Annotated in this window: 14 protein-coding genes; 12 read left to right on the top strand and 2 right to left on the bottom strand. The window is 63.5% G+C overall.

Annotated elements, in window-relative coordinates; all coding sequences use genetic code 11:
- Positions 1-35: 35 nt before the first annotated feature.
- Entirely contained in the window at positions 36-1,937 is a 1,902-nt protein-coding gene (gene dxs / locus THSYN_RS13345) for a 1-deoxy-D-xylulose-5-phosphate synthase (protein WP_100919583.1), read from the bottom strand.
- 292 nt (positions 1,938-2,229) lie between these two features.
- Positions 2,230-3,210, bottom strand: coding sequence for a LysR family transcriptional regulator (locus THSYN_RS13350; protein WP_100919584.1), 981 nt, complete (start codon positions 3,208-3,210; stop codon positions 2,230-2,232).
- 257 nt (positions 3,211-3,467) lie between these two features.
- On the opposite strand from THSYN_RS13350, the gene THSYN_RS13355 reads away from it, so the two are divergent.
- The 12 genes from THSYN_RS13355 to THSYN_RS13410 all read left to right on the top strand — a co-directional run bounded on the left by THSYN_RS13355 (position 3,468) and on the right by THSYN_RS13410 (position 13,885).
- Positions 3,468-4,862, top strand: coding sequence for a ribulose-bisphosphate carboxylase (locus THSYN_RS13355; RefSeq protein ID WP_100919585.1), 1,395 nt, complete (start codon positions 3,468-3,470; stop codon positions 4,860-4,862).
- Positions 4,863-5,160: 298 nt separating this feature from the next.
- Positions 5,161-5,967, top strand: coding sequence for a CbbQ/NirQ/NorQ/GpvN family protein (locus tag THSYN_RS13360; protein WP_100919586.1), 807 nt, complete (start codon positions 5,161-5,163; stop codon positions 5,965-5,967).
- Between the two features lie 346 nt (positions 5,968-6,313).
- Positions 6,314-6,526: a hypothetical protein gene (locus tag THSYN_RS33840; protein ID WP_157817647.1), complete on the top strand. Its 213-nt coding sequence runs from the start codon at positions 6,314-6,316 to the stop codon at positions 6,524-6,526.
- Between the two features lie 120 nt (positions 6,527-6,646).
- Positions 6,647-6,955: a GIY-YIG nuclease family protein gene (locus THSYN_RS13365; RefSeq protein WP_157817648.1), complete on the top strand. Its 309-nt coding sequence runs from the start codon at positions 6,647-6,649 to the stop codon at positions 6,953-6,955.
- Between the two features lie 397 nt (positions 6,956-7,352).
- Entirely contained in the window at positions 7,353-7,607 is a 255-nt protein-coding gene (locus THSYN_RS13375) for a CopG family antitoxin (protein ID WP_100919589.1), read from the top strand.
- A 362-nt stretch (positions 7,608-7,969) separates the two neighbouring features.
- A complete protein-coding gene (locus THSYN_RS13380; protein ID WP_100919590.1) occupies positions 7,970-8,281 on the top strand; it encodes a DUF2442 domain-containing protein in 312 nt (103 codons plus the stop codon).
- Positions 8,282-8,289: 8 nt separating this feature from the next.
- Positions 8,290-8,631, top strand: coding sequence for a zinc ribbon domain-containing protein YjdM (locus THSYN_RS13385; RefSeq protein ID WP_100919591.1), 342 nt, complete (start codon positions 8,290-8,292; stop codon positions 8,629-8,631).
- Between the two features lie 104 nt (positions 8,632-8,735).
- Positions 8,736-10,997 (top strand): nitric oxide reductase activation protein NorD, encoded by a 2,262-nt coding sequence (locus tag THSYN_RS13390; RefSeq protein ID WP_100919592.1) that lies wholly within the window; start codon positions 8,736-8,738, stop codon positions 10,995-10,997.
- 503 nt (positions 10,998-11,500) lie between these two features.
- On the top strand, positions 11,501-12,031 hold the full coding sequence (locus tag THSYN_RS35910) for a type IV pilin protein (RefSeq protein WP_100919593.1): 531 nt from the start codon (positions 11,501-11,503) through the stop codon (positions 12,029-12,031).
- A 130-nt stretch (positions 12,032-12,161) separates the two neighbouring features.
- Positions 12,162-12,869: a Crp/Fnr family transcriptional regulator gene (locus THSYN_RS13400; protein WP_100919594.1), complete on the top strand. Its 708-nt coding sequence runs from the start codon at positions 12,162-12,164 to the stop codon at positions 12,867-12,869.
- A 78-nt stretch (positions 12,870-12,947) separates the two neighbouring features.
- Positions 12,948-13,343: a NifB/NifX family molybdenum-iron cluster-binding protein gene (locus THSYN_RS13405; RefSeq protein ID WP_100919595.1), complete on the top strand. Its 396-nt coding sequence runs from the start codon at positions 12,948-12,950 to the stop codon at positions 13,341-13,343.
- Entirely contained in the window at positions 13,340-13,885 is a 546-nt protein-coding gene (locus THSYN_RS13410) for a retropepsin-like aspartic protease family protein (RefSeq protein WP_100919596.1), read from the top strand. The genes THSYN_RS13405 and THSYN_RS13410 overlap by 4 nt, the downstream gene beginning before the upstream one ends.
- The last annotated feature ends 15 nt before the right edge of the window (positions 13,886-13,900 follow it).

A 13,900-nucleotide genomic window follows, 5' to 3' on the forward strand; every position in this document is an offset into this window, starting at 1 on the left:
CGCACTGGGGTGCGGCGCTCCCGGTGGTGCCGGGCTTAGGCGGCGGCGATGGCGCCCAGGCACGGAATGGGCGCGAGCCCCAGTCGCTCCATCTCGGCGTGCACCCGGGCGGTGATGCCGGCGGCGTCGAGTCCGCACATGGCGAGCTGGGCGGGTTGTTCGGCGTGCTCCACGTTGCGGTCCGGCAGCCCCAGGTGGATGCAGCGCACCAGGACGCCGCGCTCCGACAGCAGTTCGGAGACGGCGCTGCCGGCCCCGCCGGCGATGGCGTTCTCCTCCAAGGTCACCAGCAGGTCGTGTCCCTGGGCCAGGTCCAGGATCAGGTCCTCGTCCAGCGGCTTGACGAAGCGCATGTCCGCCACCGTGGCATCGAGCCCCTCGGCGGCGGCGAGCGCCGGGCCGACCAGGCTGCCGAAGGCGAGCATGGCGCAGTGTCGGCCTTCCCGCAGGAGGCGCCCGCGCCCGATGGGCAGCGCCGGGGTGGCGGGGTCGATGGCCACGCCGCGGCCGCTGCCGCGGGGATAGCGCACCAGGGCGGGACCGGGATACTCATAGGCGGTGCGCAGCATGGCCCGACACTCGTTCTCGTCGGACGGGGCCAGGATCAGCAGGTTGGGGATGGGGCGCGCGAAGCTCAGATCGAAGCTGCCGGCGTGGGTGGCGCCGTCCGCCCCGACCAGGCCGCCGCGGTCGACGGCGAAGGTCACGTCCAGGTCCTGCAGGCAGACATCGTGGATGAGCTGGTCATAGGCACGTTGCAGGAAGCTCGAATAGATGGCCACGACCGGCTTGAGGCCATCGCAGGCCATCCCGGCGGCCAGGGTGACGGCGTGCTGTTCGGCGATGCCGACGTCGAAGAAGCGCTCCGGGTAGCGCTTGGCGAAGGCGGTGAGCCCGGAGCCCTCGCACATGGCGGGGGTGATGCCGACCAGGCGGGGGTCGAGTTCCGCGGTATCGCACAGCCATTGGCCGAAGATCTGGGTGTAGCTCGGGCTGCCGGGCGCGCCCTTGTGCAGACGCCCGGTATGGCGATCGAAGGGGGTCACGCCGTGATAGGTGACCGGCTCACCCTCGGCCGGCTCATAGCCGTGGCCCTTCTGGGTCACCACGTGCAGCAGGCGCGGGCCCGGGATGCCGCGCATGTTGCGCAGGGTGCGGATCAGGCTCGGGATATCGTGACCGTCGATAGGGCCGATGTAATTGAAGCCCAACTCCTCGAACAGGGTGCCGCCCATCACCATGCCCTTCATGTGCTCTTCCCAGCGGCCCACGAACTCGCGCAGTTGGGGCATGGCCTTGAGCGCGCTCTTGCCGCCCTCGCGCACCGAGGTGTAGAGCTTGCCGGAGAGCAGCCGGGAGAGGTGGTTGCTGATGGCCCCCACCGGCGGGGAGATGGACATCTTGTTGTCGTTCAAGATCACCATCAGGTCGACGTCCAGGGCGCCGGCGTGGTTCAGGGCCTCGAAGGCCATGCCGCCGCTCAGGGCCCCGTCACCGATCACCGCGACCACCTGGCGGCGCTCCCCGTGCTGCCGGGCGGCGAGCGCCATGCCGACGGCGGCGCTGATGGAGGTGCTGGAGTGGCCGACGCCGAAGCAGTCGTAGGGGCTTTCGCTGCGCTTGGGGAAGCCGGAGAGCCCGCCCTCCTGGCGTAGCGAGCACATCTGCGCGCGGCGTCCGGTGAGGATCTTGTGCGGGTAGGCCTGGTGGCCCACGTCCCACACCAGGCGGTCGCGCGGGGTGTCGAAGCAGTAGTGCAGCGCGATGGTCAGTTCCACCACGCCGAGCCCGGCCGCCAGGTGGCCGCCGGTCTGTGACACACAGTCGATCAGGAAACTGCGCAGTTCGCCCGCGAGTTGCTGTAACTGGGGCTCGGCGAGGGCGCGCAGGTCCGCGGGGCTGTCGATGGAATGGAGCAGCGGGTGCCGGTGAGGCATAGTGGTCGGTGGTCTCGCTAGCGGCGCCGGTCAGTCGTGGCCGACGGTAGCGTCCTAGTGTAGTCCAACAGCCCCGGCGGGGCACAGTTGAACATAACAGTAAGGGTCGCAGGGTCGACGCCTTCGCGACCTGGGCTTTTCGCGCGGCGGGAAGCTGCGCCGACGCAGAAAACTCAGGGTTCGAGCCCGCCGCGACGAAATGGACAGGATTGACAGGATTTCGCAGGATTAACAGGATTTCAGAGGGGGATAAGTCATGCAATGATCATCCTGTAAATCCTGAAAAATCCTGTTAATCCTGTCTAATTTCCTGCGGCTTGCTCAATGGCCCAGGCGGTGTCGGGGGCGCCGCTTCCGCGGTCGGCAAGGGCGCCGGGGCGGCGATCCGCGGCCCCTCCTGGACCACGAAGTCGCGGAAGGCACGGGCGGCGGGCGAGAGCCGCTTGCCGCGCCGGTAGACCAGGTGCCACTTGCGCGCCAGCGGGAAGCCTTCCACGTCCAGGACCATGAGCCGCCCGGTCTCCAGTTCCAGTTCGATGGTGTGCAGGGAGACGACGCTCAGCCCCAGCCCGGAGCGGACCGCCTGCTTCACCGCCTCGTTGCGGGTCATCTGCATCCCGTGGCGGATGGTGAGCCCCTGCTCCTTGAAGAAGCGCTCCATCGCCTGGCGGGTCCCGGAGCCCGGCTCGCGCATCACGAAGACCTCGCCCGTCAGGCGTGCCGTCGGGATCAGCCGCTCACTGACCAGGGGGTGGGTGGGCGGGGCTATGACCACCAGCGGGTTCTCCATGAAAGATTCGGATTCCACGTCGATGTCAGTGGGCGGCTGCCCCATGACGGCGATGTCGATGCTGTTGCTGTCGAGCAGGCGCATCAGGGTCTCGCGGTTGGTCACGTCCAGCCGCGGGGTGATACCCGGGTAGCGCTGGTGGAAGACCGCCAGCAGGCGCGGGGCGAAATAGTTGACGGTGCTGGCCACGGCCACATGCAGACGGCCGCGGTTGACGCCCTTTAAGGACTGCATGACCTCGTCCATCTCCTGGAGCGAGCGGTTGATGCTGCGGCTGTAGCTGTAGACCTCGCGCCCGGCCTCGGTCAGTCCGACCCCCTTGCCCAGGCGCTCGAAGAGCGGCAGCCCCGCCGCCTCCTCCAACTGGCGCACCTGCATGGAGACGGCCGGCTGACTCAGGTGCAATTCCTCGGCGGCGCGGGTGTAGCTCAGGTGCCGCGCGACCGCCTCGAAGACCCGGAGCTGGCGCAGGGTCAGGTGCATGGATGTTCTCCAGTGGTGGGGGAGGGCGGCCCGCCGCCGCGCGCGAGGACTGTCTCCCCCGCGGGCAGGCGCACGCCCAGACATAACCCCTGGCTTATGTGATCCATAAAATACTTAGAATGTACTTATGCTAAAAATCCAGGTAATTTACCCGTTCAGTGGATGCGCGGCGCCCTTGCGACCCACGGGGCCGGACGCCCGGCCCCCCGCACCACTGAAACGATCCCGGCTATCTTAACCCTCCAGGAAAAAAATCCATGTCGCTTGACCAGTCCGCGCGCTACTCCGACCTCAGCCTGACCGAAGCCGACCTGATCGCGGGCGGCAAGCATATCCTCGTCGCCTACCGTATGAAGCCCAAGCCCGGTTACGGCTACCTGGAGGCCGCCGCGCACTTCGCCGCCGAGTCCTCCACCGGCACCAACGTTGAGGTCTCCACCACGGACGACTTCACCAAGGGTGTCGATGCGCTGGTCTACTATATCGACGAGGCGACCGAGGATATGCGCATCGCCTATCCGATCGAGCTGTTCGACCGGAACATGACCGACGGGCGCATGATGATCGTCTCCTTCCTGACGCTCGTCATCGGCAACAACCAGGGCATGGGCGATATCGAGCACGGCAAGATCTACGACTTCTACATGCCCGAGCGTGCCATCCAGTTGTTCGACGGCCCCGCCAAGGACATCACCGACATGTGGCGCATCCTGGGCCGCCCGATGAAGGACGGCGGCTACATCGCCGGCACCATCATCAAGCCCAAGCTCGGGCTGCGCCCCGAACCCTTCGCCGCCGCTGCCTACCAGTTCTGGCTGGGTGGCGACTTCATCAAGAACGACGAGCCGCAGGGCAACCAGGTCTTCTGCCCCGCCAAGAAGGTCTACCCGCTGGTCTACGACGCCATGAAACGCGCCCAGGACGAGACCGGTCAGGCCAAGATTTTCTCTGCTAACATCACCGCCGACGACCATTACGAGATGCTCGCCCGCGCGGACTTCATCCTGGAGACCTTCGGCCCCGATGCGGATAAGGTCGCCTTCCTGGTCGACGGTTTTGTCGGCGGCCCCGGTATGATCACCACCGCCCGGCGTCAGTACCCCGGCCAGTACCTGCACTACCATCGTGCCGGTCACGGTATGATCACCTCGCCGTCGGCCAAGCGCGGCTACACCGCCTTCGTGCTGGGCAAGATCGCCCGCCTCCAGGGAGCGTCGGGCATCCATGTCGGTACCATGGGCTACGGCAAGATGGAGGGCGATCAGTCCGACAAGATCATCTGCTACATGCTGGAGCGCGACGAGTGCCAGGGCCCGGTCTACTACCAGAAGTGGTACGGCATGAAGCCCACCACCTCGATCATCTCCGGCGGCATGAACGCCCTGCGCCTGCCCGGCTTCTTTGAGAACCTGGGTCACGGCAACGTCATCAATACCTCCGGCGGCGGCTCCTACGGTCATATCGATTCCCCGGCCGCCGGCGCGATATCGCTGCGCCAATCCTACGAGTGCTGGAAGGCCGGCGCCGACCCGATCGAATTCGCCAAGGACCACAAGGAGTTCGCCCGCGCCTTCGTGTCCTTCCCGGGCGATGCCGACAAGCTATACCCCGGCTGGCGCGAGAAGCTCGGCGCCGCTGCGCAGCACAAGTAATCCCGTTTGATCCGTGGAACCTGGGCCCCCGCACCGCGGGGGCCTTTGTTGTCGGTCGTTGTCGTTGTCGTTGTCGTAATCGGAGAAGCGACGCAATTTGGGGTGCGCGAGAATCCAGCGTGCTACGATAATCTCGACAACGACAACGACAACGACAACGACAACGACAACGACAACGACAACGACAACGACAACGACGCCGATCGCATTCCCTAATGGACTTGTTTACCTTATTAGTGAACCGTTCCTAGTATAAAAGGGGTATACCCCTCACCCGCCAGCAAACCCGCGAGTCACCATGAGCATCGACACCGAGCAGTACAAGGTCCAAGCAGAGCCCTTCTACCAGCCCCAGGGCAACGAGATCGCACTCTACGAGGCCGCCTACCGGCGCCGCCTCCCGGTCATGGTCAAGGGCCCCACGGGCTGCGGCAAGTCCCGTTTCGTCGAATACATGGCCTGGCGCCTGGGCAAACCGCTGATTACCGTCGCCTGCAACGAGGACATGACCGCCTCGGACCTGGTCGGGCGCTATCTGCTGGACGCCACCGGTACCCGCTGGCTGGACGGCCCGCTCACGGTCGCCGCGCGCATCGGCGCCATCTGCTATCTGGATGAGATCGTCGAGGCCCGCCAGGACACCACCGTCGTCATCCACCCCCTGACCGACCACCGGCGCGCCATGCCGCTCGACAAGAAGGGCGAGGTCGTCACCGCCCATGCGGACTTCCAACTCGTCATCTCCTACAATCCGGGCTACCAATCCCTGATGAAGGACCTCAAACAGTCCACCAAGCAGCGCTTCTCCGCCCTGGTCTTCGACTATCCCCCGGCCGACCTGGAAACCCAGATCGTCGCCACCGAGACCGGCACCAGCCTGGAACTGGCCGCCGCCCTGGTCAAGATCGCCGCCGCCGCCCGCAACCTCAAGGGCCACGGGCTCGACGAGGGGATCTCCACGCGCCTTTTGGTCTATGCTGCCAATCTGATGGATGAGGGCATCCCACCGCGGGAGGCGAGTCGGATGGCGCTGGTTGATCCGATTACCGACGATGAGGATATTCGGTCGACACTGCACCATGCGATCGATGCGGTTTTCCTATAAGCATTTTCCCGGTGCGCGCGCCGGGCACTGTGCCGCGGTTTGTGTCAGTACCGCGTGCACGGTGGATAAATGCTTATTGTGATAGGGTCGCACGTTCGCGTGACGCTGGAGCGCGATATCGTATAATCATTTTTAGGACTGAAGTTTCCGGGTTCTGAAAGCTCTCCAGGGCCAGGCACTTGGGGGCGGGAGTTTTGGCAGGGTTTGGCTGGATCTGCGCAAACCCCCCGAAAATCCCCCCAGCGTAACCCCCCTCCCCTCCGGTACCCCCCTGGAAAAGCCGGAAACTTCAGTTTTAGGAGTCACCATGAGTAATCAATGAAAAAAATGCGGCAGTAGAAACACCGTGACCGTCAAGGCAAGAGATATGGCGGAGAAAACTGGTGACGGTAGCTTCATGACCGCTTCAAGCGGCATGGTAAGCCCAATCCTGATTGTGGAAGCCCTCAAGGCAATATTCGAGTTCCTCGGAAAGCTATTTGGATGGCTTGAAGAGGCAGAGAAGAATGATCGAAGTGTCGTTGTATGTAAAGACTGTGGATACTGGGAAAGGGTATAAATCTACATGCCACATTTCTCAATCAACACATGGGTTTGCGACGATTTAATCCAACCTTTTGGCGACGCGAACGCGAAGAATAGCTACTTGTGCTTTCAGGGCCTCGTTGGAAGAAATGGCGTGTATATTTTCCAAGATAAAGCAACGGGCGCGGTTCTATATATTGGCGAGGCACATTCACAGGATCTTAAACAGCGTATTACTCAAAATTTTGCCCCGAACGATACGGGAGGCACGTTTCGGAAAGATTGGTGTGATAAGGAGAAAAAGGAGTTCACTCAGTTCAAGGAAGCATTACAACATTGGTTGATAAGAGCGATATTGATTGAAACCGAGTCAAAAGATTTAATTCGTGCCATTGAAGAGACTTTTATTTCAGAGTTAAAACCGAAATACAACAAGTTCGTAGGTCGGCCTAGCGTAGGGTGACCCGACGCGGCGATGGAGATTCGGGCTCCGCTGCGCTAATCCGTCCTATCCACTTCCCGGCGTTCTGGGAGACATATTGCGCACATCGCGTATTTATCAATGTACAAAAAAGATGCATGAAAATTGATAGTCTTGTCTGGCCTGAGGACCGCATTGAACATATCGCACGTCATCATGTAACCCCAACCGAAGTCGAGGAAGTCTGTTTCGGTCAGCCCCTAGTACTACGTGCGAAATCAGAGGGTAACAATCCAGTCTATTATGTGCTTGGGCCGACGGCAGCGGGGCGGTATCTCTTTTGCGTTATCATTCAATTTCCCGACGGCACTGGCTATCCGGTAACCGCGCGCCCGATGACACAAGCCGAGAAACAACGATTTATGCAGTCGAAAAGACGATGAAAACACAAGAGCTTCCTCGCACTGACTCGATTGAGGAGTTGGCCCAATTCTGGGACACTCACGATCTGACTGACTTTGAGGATCAGCTTGAAGCTGTTGCCGCGCCTGTCTTTACCCCTAAGGCGGAAGCGGTGATGAAGATACATCTGCGACGCCAAGAGATCGCTGCCGTTACCCGCATCGCCCGGTCCCGCGGATTACCTAGGGAATCATTGGTTCGAGAATGGGTACTTGAAAAGCTCCGTGAGTAGTCAGTGGTTGCCAACTTCCAGGGTCGCATGCTGGGCCGGATCATAGCATTTTCCTCATTCCCACGCTCCGCGTGGGAATGCAGTTCTGGGCGCTCCAGCGGCCTGTATACGACCGCGACGCTGGAGCGTCGCGACTTGCTCCCACGCTGGAGCGCTCTTCGTTATACACAAGTGTCACCGGCTCAACGTAAATCTATGATTTTATGATGTGACGGCACTTTTTGGTACGCGTGACGAAGCTCGTAAAAACAGATACTTACGGACTTCTGTATAAGGTGGAGCGCTGGAGCGTGGGAGCGAGAAGAAAGGAAGGACCCGCCCCCCCGCGCAGATTGCCCCTCTTAATTGATCGGAGTTTCAACATGCTGCACGATGTGACGGCGGCAACCCATCAGGGTGGTTACCTCATTGAAATCGAGTTCGACGATGGCAGTCGAGGCATTGCCGACTTCTCCACGTATCTAACGCGGGGCGGCGTCTTTGAGCGCCTCAAGGACCCCGCGTATTTCCGCCAATTCACGGTTGATCAAGAGGCCGGCACCCTGGTCTGGGGCGATGAACTGGACATCGCCCCGGAGAGTCTTTACGCCCAGGCCACCGGGAAAGGGCTTCCGGCCTGGATGGCGTCGGATGAAGAAGCGGCAGCGAATCTTCGCTATGCCGTTCAACAATAGGGCGCAGCATGAACAGTTTACCGCAATGTCCGGCCTGCGGCTCGGAACACACCTACGAAGACGGGAACAGGTATGTCTGTCCGGAATGCGCGCATGAGTGGTCGAGGGATGCGCTACTGCAAGACCCTGACCAAGGGCTGGTGGTGAATGATGCCTTTGGGAACGCGCTGGCCGACGGAGACAGCGTGACGGTGATCAAGGACCTGAAGGTCAAGGGCACCTCAGCGGTCGTCAAGGTCGGGACCAAAGTCAGGGGTATCCGCCTCGTCGATGGCGATCACAATATCGACTGCAAGATCGATGGGATCGGTGCCATGCAGTTGAAATCCGAATTCGTGAAAAAGGCCTGACCGCCGCTTTCTTTGCGTCTTTGTGTCTCCGTGAGATAAACTCTTTTTCGGCGATCGGGATGAACGCAGTTCCCGAAGCCCGCAACAGTCCTGCCGGAGGCCCCATGTCCCTACCAGTCCCACTGCCGCCCGAAGTCCTCCTGCCCTACCGCGAGCAATTGCGCTGCAACTTCCCGCAACTCGATCAGGTCTTTCCCGACCTGATGGCCGAGGCGCAGACCCTGTTGAGTGCGGCGGGGATCAGGGACTATCTGGACGGGGCCTCGCTGATCTGCCGCATCGGACGGGGTTTCGAGCCGGTCCTGGTCTATCTGGAGGAACTGCCGCACGTCGCCGCCACGCTCGGCGAGCAGACCCTGGGCCTCGTTTCCCAGACCGTGTGGAAGATGTCGCGCAGTCCCAACGGCAAGGCGATCCTGCCCTTCCTGCAGAGCATCGCGGAGGCGTCGCGGCGCCTGGGCAGTGCCGAGTTGCTGGGCCGCTACATCGACCTGATTCTGGATTTCATGGAGCGCACCACCGGCTCGATCCACGGGTTCCACACCACCATCCCCAGTCCCGGCCTGCCCGATCTGCTGGAGCGCGTCCCGTTTCTCCTGGGCCAACTCACCTGCCAGGGACTGAGCAATTGGATCGAGTATGGCTTGCGTCACTATTCCGACCACCCCGACCGTCAGCGTGACTATTTCGGCCTGCAATCGACCGATAGCCGGGCCGTGCTCCAGCGGGAGCGTCACGGTACCCTGTTCATCGACAATGAGCGTCGCCTGGACCTCTACCTGCGGGCACTGTGGCGGGAGCGCCGGCCATTCGTCCCCTATTCGGATGCCTTCGACGAACTGCGCAAGCCGCTGCCCTATTTCGACGCGCTGGGCGTGCGCATCCCGGACTGTTACGACGACCGTGACGGGGTGGCCGGGATCGACCGCTACCGCGCCCTGCTGGCCCATGTCGCGGCCCATTTGCGTTGGAGCGGCTCGCTGGTGGCGGACAACCTGAGCCCCTTTCAGCGTCTCGCGGTCGAGACCTTCGAGGATTGCCGGGTCGAGACCCTGGCCCTGCGTGAATACCCGGGGTTGCGTCGGCTCTTGTTGGCCCTGCACCCCCGGCCGGTAGAAGACGCCTGCGACCCCGAGCACGAATCCTGTATCCGCCATCGTCTCGCCATGTTCTCGCGCGCCGTCCTCGACCCCGACCACGGCTACCGCAACCCCGATCTACTCGACTTCGTCGCCCGTTTTCATGCCGAATTGGCCGCCGGTCCGGCCAGCACCCAGGCCATGGCGGGGCTTGCCATTACCTATATCGCCCGCACCCGCCGCGGGCAGGACCTCTCGCCCAAGATCTGGTTCACCGACACGCAGGTGGACTATCGCGACGACAACCGCCACCTGTGGCGTTATATCGAGCAGGGCGATGAAGAGGAGGCCTTCGAGGAACCCAAGCAGCGGTCGGCCGACGAGTCCGCGGCCCTGCCGCCGCGTCACTATCCGGAGTGGGACTACCAGAGCCGGACCTACCGCCCGGACTGGGTCAGTCTCTATGAGGGCCTGCACCCGTCCGGCGACCCCGCCCGGATCGACGCGCTGCTGGCCAAGCACCGGATGCTGGCCAAGCGCCTGAAGCAGATCCTCGATCTCCTCAAGCCCCAGCAATACGTGCGCCTGCGCTACCAGGAGGAGGGCAGCGAACTGGACCTGGATGTCGCCATCCGTTCACTCATCGATCTGCGGGGCGGGGCGACGCCCGACCCGCGCATCAACATGAGCCACCGCCACGACGGGCGCGACATCGCCGTCATGCTCCTGCTCGACCTGTCCCAGTCGCTCAATCAGGTCCCGGACGGGTGTACCCAGAGCATTCTCGAACTCAGCCAGGAGGCCGTGGCCCTGCTCGCCTGGGCCATCGATCACCTGGGGGATGAATTCGCCATCGCCGGCTTCTCGTCCAATACCCGCCACGAGGTCCGCTACCAGCACATCAAGGGCTATAGCGAGGGCTGGGACGAGCAGGTCAAGGCGCGGCTGGCGGCGATGCAGGCCGGCTATTCCACCCGCATGGGGGCGGCCATGCGCCACGCCGCCCACTACCTGGAAGCCCGGCAGGCGGAGAAGAAGCTGCTGCTGATCCTGACCGACGGGCAGCCCCACGATATCGACGTGCAGGACGAGCGCCTGCTGATCGAGGATACCCACCGGGCGGTACAGGAACTCGACCAGCGGGGCATCTACACCTATTGTATCAACCTCGACGCCCAGGCCGACCAGTACGTCCGCGACTGCTTCGGCAATCGCTTCACCGTGATCGACCGGGTGGAGCGGCTGCCGGAGCGACTGCCGCAGCTCTTTATGGCCCTGACCAAATAGGTTGCGGGATGAGAGGTCCGGGCCTGATCATGGTCGCGCGGTCGCCGACCTGGGCGGCGAGTGGCACGATGCGCAACCCGGGACCCTCGGGGAGTCGGGCTAACGCGCCGGCAACGGCTGGTCGCCCTCACGCAACGGCTTGACTGGACACGCGGGCAGGCGCAGCCGCGAGCGGACGGGCGTGGCGTGCGGGTATTCGGCGAGTCAGGGACGACGCCCCATGCCGGCGGCCGGACGCGGCGGGACGGCCCTTGAAGCGATGCCGCCCCGCGCCGCGACCCGGGCGGCCCCAGTGATGAGGGTCAGCGGGCGTTCGATTCTTTTGCGAGTCCCGACTATGATGTGGGCAGGAACGGCGGGCGGGCGCATCACCACGACCTCGGCGTGGTTGAGCGTGCGGGCGCGGTGGGGTTGCGGCGGTGTGTCAAACCCTGACCCACCGGTGTGGGTCGCGCCCCGGTCGCGCGTACTGTTGCAATCTTTAAGTTAGAAGGGGATATCCCATGCTGTCGTCGCAGGTGATCGGTTTGTCGGCGCCGCGGGTAAAGTCAGGGGCGCTTGGCCGCACGCGGCCAGGTCGCGGCTTTACCTTGATCGAACTGCTGGTCGCGGTCGCCATCGTGGCCATCCTGGCCGCCATCGCCTATCCCTCGTACCGCAGCCAGATCAGTAAGACCCGGCGGGCCGATGCCGAGTCGGTGCTCATGCAGGCCGCCCAGTTCATGGAGCGGACCTATACCGAGAGTGGTAGTTACAACCCAACCGGATTCTCGTTCCCCTTCACCAAGTCGCCGATCGACGGCACCGTGACCTACTACACGATCACAAGGCGCCCGGACCGATGGGCCATAACTATTACTGGTGAACCGGCGTCGACCATGACTGCGGCAACCGGATTCGTGATTCGGGCTGACCCCGCCGGCGGCCCCGAGGCCGGTGCCGGTTTAATCGAAATCGATTCGTCCGGACGGCGGTGGTGGGACAAAGACAATGACACGACGGTGGATAGCGGTGAGGATAGTTGGTCACAGTGACCGCGCCCGCCCTTTTGCGACGCTTGCGGACGCGCAATTCACCGGATGACGTGAATGAGTTCTCCTGGGGGAGTAACACCCGCGACCGCCCTGTCGCGCCGACCTGACGATCGAGGAGACGCAACAGCAAATGGTGAAGACTGTGACATTGCGGGATGCCTGGTCCGGCGAGGCCGACTGTCGCAACTGCTCCCTGCGGACCTCGGTGCTGTTTGCCGGTCTGCAGGAGCGCGACTTCGAGCGCATCCATGATCCCATCGATCAGTTTACGCTGAAGCCGGGCCATGCCCTGTACCACGCCGGGGACACCGGTGAATTCATGTTCACCGTGCGCAGCGGTGCCTGCAAACTGATCCAGTATCTGCCCGACGGCAGTCAGCGCATCGTGCGCCTTGTGCGTACCAGCGATGTGCTGGGGCTGGAGGCCATTCTCGGGGACTGCTATCAGCACGAGGCGGTGGCCCTGCAGGTCACCGAGGTGTGCCGCTTTCCGGCCCGTATGGTGCGCGACCTGGGTACCGAAAATCCGACCCTGCATCGGGAGTTGATGGCGCGCTGGCAGCGTGCGCTGAGCGAGGCGGACGCCTGGCTGACCCAACTCTCGACCGGCTCGGCCCGGCAGCGCGTCGCGCGGCTCCTGCTGCGCCTGGTGCGCGAGGGGGCGCCCGACGAGTGTCATTTGTTCGGCCGGGAGGACCTGGGCGCCATGCTGGGGGTCACCACCGAAACCACCAGCCGGACCATCGCCGAGTTCAAGCGGCGGCGTCTGCTGGTGGAGACGAAGCCCAATCTGTTCGTGCTGGACCTGCCCAACCTGCGGCGGATCGCCGAGGAATAGTGGCGCCGCGGCTGCGTCCGGTTGTGTTTCGCTTTTTTCGACTCGTTACTTCGTCTCGTCCCCGACAGGAACAGCCCCATGCGTATCGCCGTGACCAGCCAGAACTTCAAGACCATCACCGGCCATGCCGGCAAGGCGCGCCGTTTCCTCGTGTATGAAACGGACGCCAGCGGCACCCCGCCCCAGGAAATCGACCGGCTCGACCTGCCCCGGGAGCTGTCGATCCACGCCTATCACGGCGAGGACCATCCGCTCTTCGGGCTCGGACTCCAGGCCCTGGTGACCCAGGGGGCCGGGCAGGGCTTCATCGAGCGCCTGGCGCGCCACGGCATCCTGGTCCATGCGACCAGTGAGGCCGATCCACTGGTCGCCGTGGTGCAGGTGGCCACCGGCCAACCGCTCGCCGCGGCCCTGCCGCACGACCACGACCATCAGGCGGAACACCAGGTTTTGGTTCAGATCCGGGAGTCATGAACGACCCCATCCCCAGTCTCGACGATACCCCCTCGCGCCTCGGCCGCGTCATGCTGTTCGCGGCCTGGGTCGTGGGGTTCGCCCTGTTGGTGCTGTTCTTCAAGGGCTTTATCGACCGCCAGGCCAACCCCAACCCGGAGCCGGTCGCCGGCGTCGGTCAGACCGGGGCGCCCCAGGTGGTGTTGCGCCGCAACCGTGCCGGTCATTATGTGGCCGGCGGGCGGATCAACGGGCAGCCGGTGGTCTTCATGTTGGATACCGGGGCCACGGATGTGGCTCTACCCCTGCCCCTGGCCCGGCGCCTGGGTCTGGCGTTGCGCCCGGGCGGTTTGAGTCAGACCGCCAACGGGACGGTCCAGACCTGGGCCACGCGCCTGGACAGCGTGGACCTGGGGGGGCTGGTGGCCCGCAACCTGCGCGCCAGTGTCCTGCCCAACATGGCGGGGGACGAGGTCCTGCTGGGGATGAGTTATCTGAAGCAACTGGAGTTGGTCCAGCGTGGCGATACCCTGACCCTGCGTGCGCACCGGGGGTCTCAATAACGAGGCAAGAATAAG

The organism is Candidatus Thiodictyon syntrophicum (assembly GCF_002813775.1).
Classification (GTDB): Bacteria; Pseudomonadota; Gammaproteobacteria; order Chromatiales; family Chromatiaceae; genus Thiodictyon; species Thiodictyon syntrophicum.